General features: G+C 64.0%; 17 protein-coding genes. 8 read left to right on the top strand and 9 right to left on the bottom strand.

Annotation, left to right across the window (positions count from 1 at the left end; translation table 11 throughout):
* Positions 1-17: 17 nt before the first annotated feature.
* From H156_RS17155 to H156_RS0105300, 3 genes are read left to right on the top strand one after another with little or no spacing between them, the layout of a single operon-like run.
* The gene (locus H156_RS17155; protein WP_017366192.1) at positions 18-320 is read left to right on the top strand and encodes a PilZ domain-containing protein; all 303 of its coding nucleotides are present in this window, start codon (positions 18-20) and stop codon (positions 318-320) included.
* Positions 321-326: 6 nt separating this feature from the next.
* The gene (locus H156_RS0105305; protein WP_010961748.1) at positions 327-740 is read left to right on the top strand and encodes a 6-pyruvoyl trahydropterin synthase family protein; all 414 of its coding nucleotides are present in this window, start codon (positions 327-329) and stop codon (positions 738-740) included.
* Positions 737-1,210, top strand: a complete 474-nt coding sequence (locus H156_RS0105300; RefSeq protein WP_010961749.1) for a DUF1249 domain-containing protein — start codon at positions 737-739, stop codon at positions 1,208-1,210. Before H156_RS0105305 ends, H156_RS0105300 begins: the two co-directional genes overlap by 4 nt.
* 2 nt (positions 1,211-1,212) lie before the next feature.
* Here H156_RS0105300 and H156_RS0105295 read toward each other — a convergent pair whose 3' ends face one another.
* Both H156_RS0105295 and purE read right to left on the bottom strand, forming a co-directional pair.
* Positions 1,213-2,343 carry a 5-(carboxyamino)imidazole ribonucleotide synthase gene (locus tag H156_RS0105295; RefSeq protein WP_017366193.1) on the bottom strand — a complete coding sequence of 377 codons (1,131 nt, stop codon included), beginning with the start codon at positions 2,341-2,343 and terminating at the stop codon, positions 1,213-1,215.
* Entirely contained in the window at positions 2,343-2,831 is a 489-nt protein-coding gene (gene purE, locus H156_RS0105290; RefSeq protein WP_017366194.1) for a 5-(carboxyamino)imidazole ribonucleotide mutase, read from the bottom strand. Before purE ends, H156_RS0105295 begins: the two co-directional genes overlap by 1 nt.
* Positions 2,832-3,014: 183 nt before the next feature.
* Between purE and rapA the strand changes: the two genes are divergently transcribed.
* Entirely contained in the window at positions 3,015-5,864 is a 2,850-nt protein-coding gene (rapA, locus tag H156_RS0105285) for an RNA polymerase-associated protein RapA (RefSeq protein WP_026046056.1), read from the top strand.
* Between the two features lie 52 nt (positions 5,865-5,916).
* On the opposite strand, the gene H156_RS0105280 is transcribed toward rapA, so the two are convergent.
* The 3 genes from H156_RS0105280 to H156_RS0105270 form a co-directional block, all read right to left on the bottom strand.
* Complete coding sequence (locus tag H156_RS0105280; RefSeq protein WP_010961753.1) at positions 5,917-6,351, bottom strand: Hsp20/alpha crystallin family protein; 435 nt, start codon at positions 6,349-6,351, stop codon at positions 5,917-5,919.
* A gap of 100 nt (positions 6,352-6,451) precedes the next feature.
* Positions 6,452-7,777: a S41 family peptidase gene (locus tag H156_RS0105275; RefSeq protein WP_036246146.1), complete on the bottom strand. Its 1,326-nt coding sequence runs from the start codon at positions 7,775-7,777 to the stop codon at positions 6,452-6,454.
* Between the two features lie 51 nt (positions 7,778-7,828).
* Entirely contained in the window at positions 7,829-8,974 is a 1,146-nt protein-coding gene (locus H156_RS0105270; protein WP_036246115.1) for a murein hydrolase activator EnvC family protein, read from the bottom strand.
* 315 nt (positions 8,975-9,289) lie between these two features.
* Here H156_RS0105270 and H156_RS0105265 point away from each other — a divergent pair, with 315 nt between their 5' ends.
* From H156_RS0105265 to H156_RS0105250, 4 genes are all read left to right on the top strand, one after another.
* Positions 9,290-9,592, top strand: coding sequence for an ArsR/SmtB family transcription factor (locus H156_RS0105265; RefSeq protein ID WP_010961756.1), 303 nt, complete (start codon positions 9,290-9,292; stop codon positions 9,590-9,592).
* A 72-nt stretch (positions 9,593-9,664) separates the two neighbouring features.
* On the top strand, positions 9,665-10,102 hold the full coding sequence (locus tag H156_RS0105260) for a rhodanese-like domain-containing protein (protein ID WP_010961757.1): 438 nt from the start codon (positions 9,665-9,667) through the stop codon (positions 10,100-10,102).
* 37 nt (positions 10,103-10,139) lie between these two features.
* Positions 10,140-10,607, top strand: coding sequence for a protein-export chaperone SecB (gene secB / locus H156_RS0105255; RefSeq protein WP_010961758.1), 468 nt, complete (start codon positions 10,140-10,142; stop codon positions 10,605-10,607).
* A gap of 17 nt (positions 10,608-10,624) precedes the next feature.
* Positions 10,625-11,632: an NAD(P)H-dependent glycerol-3-phosphate dehydrogenase gene (locus H156_RS0105250; protein WP_081504069.1), complete on the top strand. Its 1,008-nt coding sequence runs from the start codon at positions 10,625-10,627 to the stop codon at positions 11,630-11,632.
* Here the strand turns inward: H156_RS0105250 and trmL are convergent.
* The 4 genes from trmL to glnL form a co-directional block, all read right to left on the bottom strand.
* Positions 11,629-12,108 (bottom strand): tRNA (uridine(34)/cytosine(34)/5-carboxymethylaminomethyluridine(34)-2'-O)-methyltransferase TrmL, encoded by a 480-nt coding sequence (trmL, locus tag H156_RS0105245; protein WP_017366199.1) that lies wholly within the window; start codon positions 12,106-12,108, stop codon positions 11,629-11,631. The two genes, H156_RS0105250 and trmL, sit on opposite strands and share 4 nt — an antisense overlap.
* A 7-nt stretch (positions 12,109-12,115) precedes the next feature.
* A complete protein-coding gene (locus H156_RS0105240) occupies positions 12,116-14,626 on the bottom strand; it encodes a glycogen/starch/alpha-glucan phosphorylase (protein ID WP_010961761.1) in 2,511 nt (836 codons plus the stop codon).
* Between the two features lie 111 nt (positions 14,627-14,737).
* Entirely contained in the window at positions 14,738-16,150 is a 1,413-nt protein-coding gene (gene ntrC / locus H156_RS0105235) for a nitrogen regulation protein NR(I) (RefSeq protein WP_017366200.1), read from the bottom strand.
* Positions 16,116-17,210: a nitrogen regulation protein NR(II) gene (gene glnL, locus H156_RS0105230; RefSeq protein ID WP_010961763.1), complete on the bottom strand. Its 1,095-nt coding sequence runs from the start codon at positions 17,208-17,210 to the stop codon at positions 16,116-16,118. Before glnL ends, ntrC begins: the two co-directional genes overlap by 35 nt.
* Between the last annotated feature and the right edge of the window lie 54 nt (positions 17,211-17,264).

The raw sequence follows: 17,264 nt of genomic DNA, 5'->3' as shown, positions 1-17,264 counted from the left end.
ATCATGGGGGCGAGCCTATGCCGCATTTCATCGAGAGACGCCGCTCTCGACGCATACCAGTCAGCTATCCGATCAAGTACCGGATCGCAGGAGAGAACGAGGAACGCGCCGGCGTCTGCGTCAACATCAGCGGCTCCGGCATCCTGTTCAGGACCGATGAAATCATCGAGCCGGGCCGCGCCCTGGAAATCCGCATCGAGCCGGACAACCGACTCACCCCCCCCCTGACGGCCAGCATCGAAGTGGTACGCTGCATTCCGGCGCCGGAGCCCGGTTTCCACCATGTGGCCGGCGCCATCAAGGGGATCAAGAGCAAATAAGACCCCATGTACAGCGTCACCAAAGAGATTTTTTTCTGTTACGGCCACCGCTTGATGCACCATTCCGGCAAGTGCCGGCATCTGCATGGCCACAGCGTTCGGGCGGCCATCACCGTATCCGCCAGTGACCTGAACTTCCAGGGCATGGTTTGCGACTTCGCCGACATCTCGGCCGCCGCCCGTGATTTCATCGACACTCACCTCGACCACAACCTGTTGCTGCACCGGGACGATCCTTTGCTGCCCCTGCTGCAGCAGGCCGGCGAGCGGGTCCTCGCGCTCGAACAGCATCCGACGGCGGAAGCCCTGGCAGAAATGATTTATCGGGACCTGCGGCGGAAGGGATTCGCGGTCCAGAACGTCACCCTGTGGGAAACCTCGAGCGCCTGCGCCAGCTATCGCGAGGGAAGCCCGCCGTGAGCCGGTTTCTGCCCCGCAACCGCTCCTACTGGCTGGCCAAGCTGTGCGAGGCGAATTACCAGCGGCTGTTGGCGTTGGTACCGGATCTGGAGCGGATCCAGCCGGCACTGAAAGCATCGGTGCACGGCAAACCCGCTCTGCATATCCGCGTGCTGGAACGATCCCCCTACACTTTGACGCTGGAACTGACGCACGCCTTCAGCCGCGCCATGGAAGAACTGCGCGAGCCCGCCGTCCGGATTCGGGTCTATCTCGACGCCCATTCCGTCGAAGTGCTCAGCGACCACTGCCGCCCCGAGGTGCGTGACGCCCTGGGGGACCAAGCGACGCCGCAGCGGGTGCTGGACTACAAGTGGTCACTGAACTATTTCCTGGCGCGCTGGCTGGATTACTGCGTCGACAGCCGCTACCGGCTGTCATCCGGCCCGGCCGACCTGTCCCCCTGGAGGGACCGCTCGGCGCCGGCCTGACTTCAGCGCCGCAGGGCACGCTTGAGGGCTTCCGCCTTCTCCAGGGCCGCATCGACGGTTTCGGCCAGCACGTTGAAATGGCCCATCTTCCTCCCCGCCCTGGCGCTGGCCTTACCATAAAGATGCAGGACCGCGGCGGGCTCGCTCAGGACCAGATCCCAGGCCGGCTCGTCGTCCCGCCAGATGTCCCCGAGGAGGTTCACCATGACCACGGGACTGAGCAGGCGCGTGTCCGCGGGAGGGAGCCCGCACAGCGTGCGGACCTGCTGCCCGAACTGGCTCACGCCGCAGGCATCGAGGGTGTAATGACCGCTGTTGTGGGGGCGTGGCGCGATTTCGTTGATGACCAGTCCGCCCTCCTCCAGCACGAAAAACTCCACCGCCAGCACACCGATATAGTCCATGGCCTCCGCCAGGGCACAGGCCATCTCGCAGGCCCGCGCGGCGATGTCCGGCGTCACCCGCGCTGGCACGATGCTGACATCAAGGATGCCCGCCTCGTGCCTGTTTTCGGCGACCGGGAAGGTTCTGACGAGTTCCGCCGAAGTCCGCGCCACGATCACCGAGATTTCGGTCTCGAGGTCCAGCCGCTTCTCCAGCACACAGGGACGGCAGCCCAAAGCTTCGAAGGCGCCATGGACGTCCTCGGGGGTGGCGACCCGCACCTGCCCTTTACCGTCGTAGCCGAAACGCGCCGTCTTGAGAATCCCCGGCAGCAGGGGCGCGAGGTCGCCGGCCAGATCCTGCGGGGCATCCACCGCCAGGAACGGCGCCACGGCCAGACCGGCACCGGCGATATAGCGTTTTTCGAGGATACGGTCCTGGGCAATGGCCACACAAGCCGAGGAAGGCGACACCCGCGTCCGAGATTCCAGGAAGCGCAGGCTGTCGGCGGGGACGTTCTCGAATTCGGTGGTCACCGCGGCACAGCCCGACGCCAGATCTTCGAGCGCCCCCTCGTCATCATAGGCGGCGCGGATGTGGCGGTCCGCCACGCTCCCGGCCGGGCTCTGGATATCGGGATCCAGCACGGTCACCCGATAGCCCATGGACCGGGCCGCCATCGCAAACATGCGGCCCAACTGGCCGCCGCCGAGAATGCCGAGCATCGCGGGAGGCAGAATGTGCGCCATCAGGGCACCTCCGGCAATCGTGCCGCCAATACGGAGTCGGCCTGATGCCGGCGGAACTCGTCGAGACGAAGCTGCAGGGCCGGATCGCCGTTCGCCAGCAGGGCCACCGCGAACAGCGCGGCGTTGACCGCCCCCGCCTCGCCGATGGCAAACGTCGCCACGGGCACGCCCTTGGGCATCTGCACGATCGAATACAGTGAATCCTGCCCGCCGAGATGTCTGCCGGGCACCGGTACGCCCAAAACCGGCACAGTGGTCTTGGCCGCCATCATTCCGGGCAGATGGGCCGCGCCGCCTGCACCGGCGATGATGCACTTGAGGCCGCGGGACCGGGCCCGTTCCGCATAGTCGAACAACAGGTCCGGCGTACGATGGGCGGACACCACCTTGGCCTCGCAGGGGATACCGAACTCCTCGAGCTTGCGGACAGCGTGCTGCATGACCTCCCAGTCGCTGGTACTCCCCATCACGATACCGACCTGAACCATTAGGGTACTCGTTGCCGTTGAAAAAAGTTCTTATGATACCCCACTGCCTCATGCATCCCAACTCCATCGGATCGCCCGGCGGGCGATCCCCCCTCGGGCGGTGCCGTCCGGTCAAGACGCGGACGATCTGGTAGAATTCCAAGATTTTTTCCAACCCTTCTGCACAACAATCCCCTTGATCATATGGCTGGCCCCCTTCCCACATTGCGTTCCGGACAACGCTGGATCAGCGACACAGAGCCGGAATTGGGGCTCGGCACCGTGGTCGGCGTCGAGCACGACAGGGTCACCGTATCGTTCATCGCCAGCGGTGAACGGCGCATCTACGCGGTCGGCAATGCTCCGCTGAGCCGGGTCCGGTTTGCCGCCGGCGACCGGGTGGAAAGCGTGGACGGCTGGTCGATGCAGGTCGAGGAGGTCGAAGAGCAAGACGGTCTGCTGGTCTATCTCGGCAAGGACGCGGATGGAAAGCCACGCACCCTGGAAGAAATCGAGCTCAATCCGTTTCTGCAGTTCAACAGACCGCAGGACCGGCTGCTCTCCGGCCAGATCGACCCCGGCGACGTGTTCCGCCTGCGCATCGAAACCGGCGAAAAACTCGCTCGTCTCGAACAATCCCCCGTGCTGGGTCTCGTCGGCCCACGTACCGCACTCATTCCCCATCAGCTGTATATCGCCCACGAAGTCGCGTCCCGACATGCGCCCCGGGTACTGCTGGCGGACGAAGTCGGCCTGGGCAAGACCATCGAAGCCGGCCTGATCATCCACCACCGGGTCCTCACCGGACGGACCGAAAAAGTGCTGATCCTGGTGCCGAACATGCTGCTCCATCAATGGCTGGTGGAAATGCTGCGGCGGTTCAACCTGCGTTTCAGCCTGATCGGCGAGGACGCCTACGAGGACGCCGCCGAAGAAGGCAGCCCGTTCAAAAACGTGAACCTGGCCCTGAGCAGCCTCGATTTCATCCTCAAGGATCCCGAGCGCCGCCGCTACGTGCTGGACGTCGCCTGGGATATGGTGGTCATCGACGAGGCCCATCACCTGGAATGGACGCCGGAAAAGCCGAGCCCGGCCTATGCCTTCGTCGAAATGCTGGCCCGGCGCACGCCTGGCCTGCTGCTTCTGACCGCGACCCCCGAGCAGCTCGGCAAGCTCGGCCACTTCGCGCGTCTGCGGCTGCTCGATCCGGACCGATTCTTCGATTTCGAGCAATTCCGGCAGGAGGAGCAGGAATACACGGCGCTGGCCGGAGTCATCGACAAGCTGCTCGACAGCCCCCGGCTCGATGCCGATACCCTCGGCCAGCTACAACGTTTCCTGCGCCACGACCGCGCCGATGCGCTGGTGGGTGACCTGAACGACCCGGAGCACGCGGCAGCGGCCCGCAATGCGCTGATCCAGCTCCTGCTGGACCGCCACGGGACCGGCCGCGTACTGTTCCGCAACACCCGTAACACCGTCCATGGCTTCCCCTCCCGCCTGCTGCACGGACGCCCCCTTCCGCTACCGGAGCATTACCGGACCCAAGAGGCTTCGCTCGAAGCCCGGTTGTGGCCGGAATCGTCCAGACCCGACCCGGACTGGTGGCGTCACGATCCGCGCGTGCACTGGCTGCTCGACATCGCCCAGCGCCTCAAACCGTCACGCTCGAAGCTGCTGGTCATCTGCCACCGGCAGCAGACGGCCGTGGACCTGGAAAACGCGCTGAGAACGCTGGGCGGCGTCCGCGCCGCGGTGTTCCACGAAGGAATGTCGATCATCGCCCGCGACCGCGCCGCAGCCTGGTTCGCCGAGGAAGAGGAAGGCGCCCAGGTGCTCGTCTGCTCGGAGATAGGCAGCGAAGGGCGCAATTTCCAGTTCGCCCACCATCTCGTGCTGTTCGATCTACCCCTGGATCCGAACCTGCTGGAGCAGCGCATCGGCCGCCTGGACCGTATCGGCCAACACCACAGCATCGACATCCATGTACCCTACTTCGAGGATTCGGCCCAGGAGATCCTGTTCCGCTGGTATCACGAAGGACTGGACGCGTTCCACCGTCCCGCCGCGGCAGGGGCCGCGGTGTTCGCCCGGCTCGGCGACGAGCTTCGGCGTGTCCTGCTGGCACCTGATACCCATGCCGGCATCACCCTGATTCAGGACACCCGAACCCTCGCCGAAACCATCGAAGCCGAACTCCATGCCGGCCGTGACCGGCTGCTGGAACTCAACTCCTGCCGGCCGGAGCCGGCCAACCGCCTGGTTGAGGCCGTCGCCGCCTGGGACCGGGACACCGCCTTGTGGCCCTGGCTGGAAGCGGTGTGCGATGCCTACGGCGTCGTCGTCGAGGAGCATTCCACCGACTGTTACATCCTCCGTCCCGGGGAACACCTGCGGGTCCCGAAGTTCCCGGAGCTGCCGGAAGACGGCGTGACCGTCACCCTCAACCGGGACGTTGCCTTGGCGCGCGAAGACATGGTGTTCCTGAGCTGGGAACACCCACTGGTGCGAGGCGCCATCGACCTGGTGCTGAACGGCGAGCACGGCAACGCTTCACTCGGCTTCGTATCGCACCCGGCCCTCGCCTCCGGCCAGATGCTGCTGGAAACCTTCCACCGCATCGAATGTCCGGCGCCGCGCCGACTGCAACTCTTCCGGTTCCTTCCGACCACGCAGCTGCGTACGCTGCTCGACCACCGCGGACAGGACCTCGGCCGGATCGCGATGGCGGAGTTCGACGAGCGTCCCCAGACTTTCGAACCCGCGAACGTCCGGGCGTTCGTGCGGAGCCAGAAACCGAATCTGGAAAAGCTGCTGGCCTTGGCGGAAACCCGGGCCGGAACCCGATTGGCCGAAATCGTGGCCGACAGCAGTCGGCGCATGCTCGATGAAATGACGAACGAACTCAAACGGCTGGCCGCACTCCGGAGCGTCAACCCCAGCGTCCGCCAGGAAGAACTGGACAGACTCAAGGACGATGCCGTCGAGATGCACGGATACCTTCAAGCCGCCCGGCTGCGGCTCGATGCCGTGCGACTCCTCATCACCGTGTAGCGCCCATGAAAAAAGGGAGCCTCCGCTCCCTTTTTTTACCCGCCACCTGGCGTCAGTCGGCGCTGACGACGATTCGCCGCGGCTGAATCGCGGCTTTCTTGGGAATCACGATTTCCAACACGCCGTTGTTATAGCGCGCGGATATGCCGTCGGCGTCGGCGGTATCCGGCAGCGAAAACCGACGGTAGAAGCTGCCGTAGACGCGCTCGATGCGCTTGTAGCCGGAACGCTCCGTACGGGCTTCGGTGTTCCGCTCGCCACGCAGCGTCAAAACGCCCTGCTCCATCGAGACGTCGATGTTGTCCGTACTGACGCCCGGGAGATCGGCGAGGAGGACGTACCGGTCGGCTTCCTCCTTGATGTCGACGGCCGGCGTCCATTCGGCCGTCGCTGCGGAGTCCGAACCCTGACGTCCCTCGAAGGAACGCTCCAGTTCACGCTGCAGTTGATTCAATAAACTCCACGGCTCATTGCGGCCGATTGTCATGACGCATCTCCTGTCTTGATGGGGTCTGTCTGCGTTATGGCGCACCCACTGCCCGATTTCAATGGAAGTCTCGCCCGCATTTTCCGGCAACGCCGTCTGATCAGTTCTTGACGCCGTTTTTGTGCACGATGTTGATGCCCTTGAGCAGGTTGAGCGCTTCATTCAGCGGATAGTCCTGCAGGGCGAGCGTGTCGTCGACCTTGTCCGACTCCTTGTCCTTCGCATCCTTCGCCTCGCCGCCTTTCTTGGCCTTGTCGTTGCTCAGATGGCCGGTGAGATCAGCCTCCTTGATGGGGGCGAACTCCGACTTCGCCGCCATTTCCAGCTTGACCCGGGAGATCGGCACATCCGGCGTGATGCCCTCGGCCTGGATCGAACGCCCCGACGGCGTGTAGTAGCGCGCCGTGGTGAGCTTGACCGCGCCGCCGTTGCTGGTCGGGAGGATAGTCTGCACCGAGCCTTTGCCGAAGGTCTTCTCGCCCATGATGACCGCCCGTTTGTGGTCCTGCAGCGCACCCGCCACGATCTCCGAGGCCGAAGCCGAACCACCGTTGATCAGCACCACCATGGGGGCACCGCCGATGACGTCGTTGGGCGTCGCCGAGAAGCGCATCTTGGCATCCTCCACCCGGCCATCGGTGTAAACGATCAGACCGCTTTCGAGGAAAGCGTCGCTGACCGCCACCGCGGCATTGAGCACTCCGCCGGGATTGTTGCGCAGGTCGAGAACGAGTCCTTTCAGTGCCCCCTTCTTCTTCATCTCGTCGATGGCCTCGATCACATTGTCCCCGGTCTTGGACTGGAAACTGGTGATGCGCAGATAGCCGTAGCCATCCTCGAGAATCCGGCTCTTGACGCTCTTGATCTTGATGATGTCGCGGGTGATGGTGATCTTGAGCGGCTGCTCGACGCCTTCACGGACCACGGTCAGCACGATCGGGCTGCCCGGTTCGCCCCGCATCATCTTGACCGCATCGTTGAGGGACATGCCTTTCACCGGCTTGTCGTCGAGGCGGATGATCAGGTCGCCCGCCTTGATGCCTGCATGGAATGCCGGCGTGTCGTCGATGGGTGCGATCACTTTGACGAAGCCGTTCTCCATTCCGACCTCGATGCCCAGCCCGCCGAACTGGCCGGTGGTCCCGACCTTCAATTCGTTGTACTGCTCCTGGTCCAGATAGGTGGAGTGCGGATCGAGGCCCGACAACATCCCGCGGATGGCGTCCTCCAGCAGCTTGTCGTCCGGTACCGGCTCGACATAGTCCTGCTGGATGCGGCCGTAGACCTCGGAAAAGGTCTTCAACCCCTCGAACGGGATATTGACCGCCCCCGCGGGCGTGGGCTTGTCTTCCGCCCAACTCGCCGCCGACACCACACCGACCAACAAACCGATCTTGAGTGCACGCATGCCCGTCACTTTCACCATGTTCAAATATTCCGCAACAAATTCCGCCACAAACTCTATCTCCGGCGCCACTCAATCCTTGCACCACTGTGATGGATCGAGGGCCTGGCCCTTTTCCCGGATACCGAAATACAGGCCCGGCTCCACCTGTCCGCCACTGGAACCGACGCTGGCGATGACCTCTCCGGCCTCCACCCAGTCGCCGACGTTCTTGTAAACGCTTTGATTGAACGCGTATAGGCTCATATAGCCATCGCCGTGATCGACGATGGTAAGCAAACCGTAACCGCGAAGCCAATCGGAAAAGACCACCCGCCCTTCCGATACCGCCTTGACCGGTGCGCCCTCCGGCGCCCGGATCACCACACCGTCCCAGCGACCCGACATCCGCTGGCCGCCGAACTGCGCCACCCGCTCCCCCGCCGCCGGCCAGCTCAACTGGCCCTTGCGCCGCGCGAAGGACCTTGGCGCGGCGAGCGAAGCCGTGAAATCCATGACGATTTCGCGCAGGGAGGATACCAGAGCCTCCAGCCGGTGCTCGCTTTCCTTGAGCCGGACCAGTTCGGCGTCCTTTCCCCGGCGCTCCTCGCGGAGCCTGGCCAGCACCTCCAGCCGCTCCCGCCGGGTTTCATCCAGTTCGACCTTTTCGTGCTCGATGCGTTCCCGCAGCGCCTCGAGACGCCCGGCATCGGCCGCCGCCTCGTCCTGCAGCGCCCGGACCTGGGCGACGTCCTTTTGCAGCGCCTCCAGGCGGGCGTAATGGTCGCGGTTCAGGTAACCGTGGTAGGCCATCATGCGGGCCAACCGCCCCGGCTCATCGATGTTCAGCGCCAGCTTGAGCCATTGCCGGCCGCCCAACGCGTAGGCGGACCGGGCCAGCGAGGCCAAGGCCTTATGCTGTCTGAGCACTGCCTGCTGCAGTTCGGTGAGCCGCCGGTTCGACTCCGCCGCACGCCTGGCCTGAACGGCCGTTTTGTCTTCCAGCAGCCGGAGCGTGTGCACCAGGTCGCCATAGCGCTCCTCCACCCGCCGCAACTCGGCGGACACGCTGCCCTGACGGGTTTCGATCGTCTCCAACTCTTTCTCCGCGGATGCGATCCGGTCGCGAACCGCCTTCAGCCGCGCGGCGGCATCGCCCTCATCCGCGGAAATCGCCTGCCCGGCCACCCAGGACATCAGGAAACCGGCGAACACCGCCAGTTTCATGGGCTGCGGCATCCCGGACGATCCTGCCCGGCCCCTCCCCGAGTCCACGGCAAAGGCACCCGACTGGGAGAGAAAACGGGAACATCGCGAGGCGGCTTTCACGTCGAAAGATCACTGGCAGGCACACGGGGGCGCCGGTTCAACGTATAATCATCCGATTCACCGACCACCGCGAACAAAGTCGGGCATGATAGCCTGATAAAATGCAGGATGCGCGCGAAACCAGGAATCATTAGTCTAACCAATTTTCGGGGTGGCGTCGTGCCTGTCCCTCCACGGCTGGCTGAGGATACCCGCCGCGATACATGCCACTCGGGTGCGAATATCATGCAAACTGACCTCATCACCGACGAATCGGAGATCCGCCGCGCCGCCCACAGCCTGAAGGCCATGGCGCATCCCTTGCGGCTCAAGATCCTCTGCACCTTGAGCAAGGGGCGCATCAATGTCCAGGACCTGGTGGAGCAGGTCGGTACGACCCAGAGCAACGTCTCTCAGCACCTCGCCATACTGCGAGACAAGGGCATCCTAAGTTGCCATCGGGATGCCAACAAAGTCTATTACTTCGTGGAAGACGACAGGATGCTGCAGCTCGTCCGCATGATCAAAGAAGTATTCTGCAAGCACTGAAAGACGCCAGAACGACCGGCGGGTGCCGGCCCCAGACCCCAAAATCCCAATTTTCGAAAAAGTGAGGAAGAAATGACCCGGTTGCTCGAATTTCTCGGCAATCACTGGATGATGGCCGGCGCCCTGCTCGTCGTCACCGTCCTGCTGATACAGGATCTCCTGGAATCGCTGTTCCGCAAGCACAAGGTGCTGACACCGGCCGGTGCCGTCCAGCTCATGAATACGGAAGACACGCTGGTGGTCGACGTCCGCGAGCCGGCGGAATTCGCCGAAGGCCACATCGAAGGCGCCTACCACATCCCCTTGGGAAAGCTCGAAGAACGCGCCTCGGAGATCGCCCAGTACAAGGAGAAGCCGGTCATCGTCACCTGCCAGCAGGGCACCCGTTCGCCCTCCGCATGCAAGACCCTGACAAAGCAGGGCTTCAGCCGGATCTACGAGATGCGCGGCGGCATGCTGGCCTGGAGAGACGCCCATTACCCCGTGACCAGGAAACGCAAGAAATCCTGACACCCGTTTCATTCACCACTCGGCCATTGGCAAAATCATGAGCGAAGAAAACCAGCAGCCCGAAAGACAGTTCGCCATCCAGAAGCTCTACGTCAAGGACGTATCGTTCGAGACCCCCAACTCGCCCGCCGTCTTTACTCTGAAGTGGGAACCGAAAGTCGAGTTCAATCTCGGCTCCAAGGTCCAGCAGCTCCAGGAAGGCCTGTTCGAAGTCAGCCTCTCAGTCACGATCACCGTGAAGCTGGAGGAGAAGACGGCCTACCTGGTCGAAATCTGCCAGGCCGGCATTTTCACGATCAGTGGTTTCCCGGAACAGGAAATGGGACCCTTGCTCGGCAGCTATTGCCCCAACATCCTGTTCCCCTATGCCCGCGAGGCGGTCTCGGATCTCGTGAACAAAGGCGGCTTCCCGCCGATGCTGCTGGCACCGATCAATTTCGACGCGCTCTACATGCAGCAGGTTCAGATGGCCCAGCAGCAGGCCCAGCCGGCCACGCCGCACTGAAGCCTGCCGTTATGCCCATGAGGCACTGCATCAGCGTTCTCGGCGCCGGCTCCTGGGGCACGGCGCTGGCCCTGCTCATCGCCAGGAACGGCGTGCCCACCCTGTTGTGGAGCCACCGCCGGGAACACGCCGAGGCCATGGCGGCAGAGCGCCGGAACGCACATTATCTGCCCCATGCCACATTCCCCGACACCCTGAGCGTGACCCCGGACTTGGCCGAGGCAGCCGCCACGGCCAGCGGTGCCGTGCTGGTCGCGGTCCCCAGCCACGCCTTCCGCGCCACGCTCGAGCTCTGCGCCCCACACCTGCAACCGGAAGCCGGTCTCATGTGGGCCACCAAGGGGCTGGACCGCACCCGCGGCTGTCTGCTGCACGAAACCGCCCGCGAGATCCTCGGCCCGGACCGTGCGCTCGCCGTGCTGTCGGGACCGACCTTCGCCGCCGAAGTGGTCGCGGAACTGCCCAGCGCCATCACTGTCGGCGCCAGCAGCGAAGCCTTCGGCGCCAAGATCGTTTCCTGGCTGCACAACGCCTATTTCCGCGCCTACACCACCGACGACCTCATCGGCGCCCAGCTGGGAGGCGCCTGCAAGAACGTGCTGGCGATCGCCGCCGGCATCTCCGACGGCTTGGGGTTCGGCGCCAACGCCAGGGCGGCCCTCATCACCCGGGGACTGGCCGAGATGATGCGGCTGAGTCTCGCCCTGGGCGCCAGGACCGAAACGCTCATGGGCCTGGCCGGCGTCGGCGATCTGGTACTCACCGCCACCGACAACCAGAGCCGCAACCGCCGCTTCGGCCTGGGGGTGGGCAAAGGCAGGCCCCGTGAGGAAATCCACGCCGAGATCGGCCAGGAGATCGAAGGCATCCTGGCGGCCCGGCTGATCCACGAACTCGCCGGCAGGAAGGGCGTAGACATGCCGATCACCGCCCAGACCTACCGCGTGCTCTACGAAGGCTTGCCGCCAGAGGAAGCCGTGCGCAATCTGCTGCTGCGGGACCCCAAGCCGGAATGGGACCGCTAACGCTCCGAGGCGGATGCCGCGCCCGCGAAGCCGCATTGACGCCAGGCCTCGAAACACACCACCGCGACGGCATTGGACAGGTTCAGGCTGCGCGAGCCCGGTCGCATCGGCAGCCGGATCCGTCGGCCCGCCTCGAACCGGGCGAGCAGCGCCGCGGGCAATCCGCGTGACTCCGGACCGAACAGGAAGGCATCGCCGGGCCGGTAAGTCACGTCGGCATGGCTGACCTCGCCCCGGGTGGTCAGCGCGAATATCCGTTCCGGCGCGACCGCCCCCACGAAACCTTCCCAGTCACGGTGCCGGGCCACCTCGGCCCATTCCCGGTAGTCCAGCCCCGCCCGCCGCAGACGCGCATCGTCCATTTCGAACCCCAGCGGCTCGATGAGGTGCAGACGGGCGCCGGTGTTGGCACAGAGCCGGATGACGTTGCCGGTGTTCGGCGGAATCTCCGGCTCGTACAGCACGACGTGGAACATCGTCCGCTTACTTCACCGGCAAAGCCGGTATCGGCGTCAGCTTCCAGATCTCGCGATTGTATTCGGCGATGGTGCGGTCGGTGGAGAACTTGCCGCTGGCGGCGGTGTTCAGGATGCTCATCCGGGCCCAGCGATCCTTGTCGCGGAAAGCGGCCGCGGCCGCTCTCTGCGCCTCGACATAGCCGGGGAAATCGGCAGCCGTCATCCAGGGGTCGTGAGGACTGCGGATCGATTCGATGATGGGATCGAATATGCCCGGCTCGAATCGGTTGAAAAAACCACTCTCGAGGAGTCCCATGACCCGTTTCAAGTCCTCGTTCGCCTCGATGACCGCGCCGGGATCGTAGCCACCGCGGCGGCGTTCGACCTCCTCGGCAGTCAGGCCGAACAAGAAGAAGTTTTCCGCTCCCACTTCCTCCCGAATCTCGATGTTGGCGCCGTCCAGCGTGCCGATGGTCAAGGCTCCGTTCATCATGAACTTCATGTTGCCGGTACCCGAGGCCTCCTTGCCGGCCGTGGAAATCTGCTCCGACAGATCGGTGCCCGGACAGATCACCTCCATGGCGGTGACCCGGTAATTCGGCAGGAACAGCACACTCAGGCGATCGTTCATTTCGGGATCGCCATTGATCGTTCCTGCCACGTTGTTGATGAGCTTGATGATGCGCTTCGCCATCACGTAGCCCGGCGCAGCCTTGCCGCCGAACAGGACGCAGCGGGGCGTCCAGTCCTGGACATCGCCCCGCTTGATCCGGTCGAACAGATGGATCACGTGCAGCACGTTGAGCAACTGGCGCTTGTATTCATGGATACGCTTGACCTGGACGTCGAACATCAGGTCGGGGTTCACCAGAGTCAACCCCAGCTCGCGGTTCTTGAAGTCCAGCAGCTTCTCCTTGTTGCGCCGCTTGATCGCCATCCACCGTTCCCGGAACGCCGCATCCTCGGCGAACGGCCTGAGTTCGGCCAGACGGGTCAGATCGGCGGTCCACTTGTCGCCGATGGCCTCGCTGATGAGGCCGGCCAGCTCCGGATTGCAGGCGGCCAGCCAGCGCCGGGGGGTGATGCCGTTGGTCTTGTTGTTGAAACGCTCCGGCCACAGTTCGTGGAAGTCCTTGAACAGGCCATGCTTGAGCAGGTCGGAGTGCAGGGCCGCGACGCCATTGACCGAGAAGCTGCCGACGATGGCGAGGTAAGCCATCCGCACCTGTTGTTCATGTCCCTCTTCGATCAGCGACATCCGTGCCAGCCGGTCGATGTCGCCGGGCCAGCGCGCCGCGACCTCGCCCAGGAAGCGCGCGTTGATCTCGAAGATGATCTCCAGCAGGCGCGGCAGCATCTGCCGGAACAGCCGCACCGGCCATTTTTCCAGCGCCTCGGGCAACAGGGTGTGGTTGGTGTAGGCCATGGTGCGGTTGGTGATGGCCCAGGCCTCGTTCCAGGCCAGGCCGTGCACGTCGATCAAGAGGCGCATCAGCTCGGCCACCGCAATGGTCGGATGGGTGTCGTTGAGCTGGAAGCAGTTCTTCTCGGCAAACTCCGAGAAATCCTCGCCGTGGTCCGCCAGCCACCGCCGCAGCACGTCCTGCAGGCTGGCCGACGCCAGGAAATACTGCTGGCGCAGCCGAAGTTCCTTGCCGTTCTCGCTGGCATCGTTCGGATACAGCACCATCGAGATGTTTTCCGCCAGATTCTTGGCGCGGACGGATTCGGCATAGTCGCCGGCATTGAACTCGCCCAGCTTGAATTCGTCAGTGGCAGCGGATTTCCATAGCCTCAGGGTGTTGACCGTGCCGTTCCGGTATCCCGGCACCGGGATGTCGAAGGGTACGGCCAGCACGTCATCGGTGTCGAGCCAGACCACCTGACCCGGCCGCGACACATCGTTGGAGAACTCGGTCCGGCCGCCGAACTTGACCCGCACCGTCAGCTCCGGGCGCTCCTGCTCCCATACGTGACCATTCCGCAACCAGTGGTCGGGCTCCTCGACCTGGTAACCATTGACGATCATCTGGCGGAACATGCCGTATTCGTAACGGATGCCGTACCCCATCACCGGAAGCTGCAGCGTGGCGCAACTGTCGATGAAGCAGGCCGCGAGCCGCCCCAGCCCGCCATTGCCGAGGCCGGCATCGAACTCCGAATCCGCCAACTCTTCCAGTTCCAGACCCAGTTCATTGAGCGCCTGCTGGATGGGCTCCTCGATCCCGAGGTTCAGCATCGCGTTGCTCAGGGCGCGGCCGAGCAGGAACTCCAGCGAGAGGTAATAAGTCCGGCGGCAATCCGCCTGATCGTAGGCATATTCGGTGTTCCGCCAGCGCTCCATGAGGCGGTCACGCACCGTCAACGCCAGCGCCGAGTAGGCATAGTGTACCGAGCGGCAGTCACGGTCCCGTCCCAGAGTGCAGTTGAAATGCCGGCGGATGTCGGCGCTGAGGTTTTTGGCCCCCATTCCCAGACCCGGCATTTCTGTCAGGAGCGCGGTCGGGTTGCTGGTCTTGAACTTGCGCGTGAGCATGGGCGATCACCTCCCGTGTGAGAATCGGATGCGGACCCTTCCTTCGGCAAAACCCGGCGGAAAGGTCCGATGGATGGTACCGACAGTCTGAAGCAGGACGGTTACAACCGTTCAGACGTCAATGTTCAGCTCGCTTATTTTACGGGTCAGGGTGTTCCTGCCGTAACCCAGCAGCTTGGCTGCCTCCTGCCGGCGACCCCGGGTGAATTGCAAGGCGGTGCTGATGAGGATGCCTTCGGCCGAATCGATGGCTTCCTTGGCCACATTGCGGTCGCCACGCCGCAGACGGGCGTCGATCCACTGAGTGAAACTGTCCTGCCATTCGCTGGAGACGGCGACCGGCTCCGGCCGGGCCTTCAGCAGCTCCGGCGGCAGATCGTCGAGGTGTACGTCCTTGCCGGCCGCCATGACCGTGATCCAGCGGCAGGTGTTCTCCAACTGCCGGACATTGCCCGGCCAATCCAGCCGGCACAGGTAAGCCTCGACTTCGGGCAGCAGGGTCTTGGTCTCGACGTTGAGTTCCTGGCTGGCCTCCTTCAGGAAATGCTTGAGCAGCAGGACGATGTCCTGGCGCCGCTCCCTGAGCGGTGGGATGTGGATACGGATGACGTTCAGGCGGTGAAACAGATCCTCACGGAAGCGGCCTTCCGCCACCAGTTGTTCCAGGTTCTGGTGGGTCGCGGCGATGATCCTCACGTCCACCTTGACCGGGGCATGGGCGCCGACCGGAAAAAACTCGCCCTCGGCCAGCACGCGCAGCAGACGGGTCTGCAGTTCCGCCGGCATGTCGCCGATCTCGTCCAGGAACAGCGTGCCACCGTCGGCCTGCTCGAACCGCCCCGCCCGGCGGGCCTGCGCACCGGTGAAAGCGCCGCGCTCGTGGCCGAACAACTCGGACTCCAACAAATCGCGCGGTATGGCGGCCATGTTGAGCGCGATGAACGGCTTGTCGGCGCGGGGACTGTGGCGGTGCAGGGCGCGGGCGACCAATTCCTTACCGGTCCCCGACTCACCGTTGATCAGCACCGTTATGTTCGAACGCGCCAGCCGGGCGATGGCGCGGAACACCTCCTGCATCGCCGGCGCCTCGCCGATGATTTCCGGGGTCTTCTCCGGCAGGCCCTTGTCGGCCGCTTCCCCGGTCGCAGCCCGCTGGCTGTGGGCACAGGCCTTTGCGACCAGATCCACCGCCTCGTCCACGTCGAACGGCTTCGGCAGATACTCGAACGCCCCGCCGCTGAATGCGGACACCGCACTTTCCAGATCGGAATGCGCGGTCATGATCACGACCGGCAGATCGGGATATTTGGCCTGCAACTGCTTCAGCAACTCGATGCCATCCAGACCGGGCATACGGATGTCGGTCAGCACCGCATCCGGCCGGTCCCGATTCAGGGCTTCCATCATGCTGTTGGCGGTGGAGAAGGCACGGGTCTGGATCGACGCTTTTTGCAGCGCTTTTTCCAAGACCCAGCGGATCGATCGGTCGTCATCGACCACCCAAACCTGGAACGCTCGCTTCATGATCCTCCTCCAAAGGCAAAAACAGGGAAAAAACGGTGTTTCCGGGCACGCTGCTGCACTCGATCAAGCCGCCGTGCTGGCTGATCAGCCCCTGTGCGATCGACAATCCCAGGCCCGTGCCCTCGGCCCGCCCGGTGACCATCGGATAGAAAATATGGTTCAGGAGTTCCGGCTTGATACCGGGGCCGTCATCGATGATGTCGATTTTCACCGCCATGCGATGGCGCCGCTCACCGATCGTCACCTGCCGGTCGATGCGGCTGCGGATGACGATCCGGCCGTGCATACCGAGGGCCTGGGCGGCATTGCGCACGATGTTGAGGATGGCCTGGATCAACTGATCGGCGTCGCCGAAGATTTCCGGGATGCTCGGATCGTAGTCACGGACGATCCGGACACCGGCGGGCACTTCCGCCTGCACCAGCTGGGTCACCCGGTCCAGCACCCGGTGGATGTTCAGCCAGGCCTTCTGTGGCAGCTTGTTCGGCCCGAGCATACGGTCCAGCAGGGACTGGAGACGGTCGGACTCCTCGATGATGATCTGGGTATACTCACGCAGCTCGTCCTGCAGCTCCCGCTCCAGGAGCTGCGCCGCGCCGCGCAGCCCCCCGAGCGGATTCTTGATCTCGTGCGCCAATCCCCTGAGCAGTGACCTGGCCGCGTTTTGCTGCGCCAGCAACTGCTCCTCCATGGAAATCCGCAAATGGCGATCCACCTGCTGCACCTGGACCAGTACCCCGGTGGCCTCGTCCTCGGTGATCGGCGAGATGTGCAGATTCACCGTGATCACATGGAGCGGATGAACCAGCGTGACATTGCGCTTGGTCAGGGAAATGCCGGTCTCCATGGCGTGCCGCAAATCCGGCTCGACCGGCTGTTCGCCGCACGGCAATACCAGACGTGCGCGGGCGCCCAGCACCTGACGGGCGCTGACGGCGAGCAACATTTCGCCGGGCATGTTGATGTAGGTCAGGGTCAGCGTTTTATCGAACAGCAGCACACCGTCCCCCAGGTTGTCGAGGATGCGCCGGTAGAAGGAAGGTGTGTCCGATGCCGTCATGCCAGGACCCGCAGCAAGTAATGCGCCATGCCTAGGCGTTCGCCGGGGCCGGCC

The organism is Methylococcus capsulatus str. Texas = ATCC 19069 (assembly GCF_000424685.1).
GTDB classification, from domain to species: domain Bacteria; phylum Pseudomonadota; class Gammaproteobacteria; order Methylococcales; family Methylococcaceae; genus Methylococcus; species Methylococcus capsulatus.
This window is presented reverse-complemented; position numbering and strand designations above follow the sequence as displayed.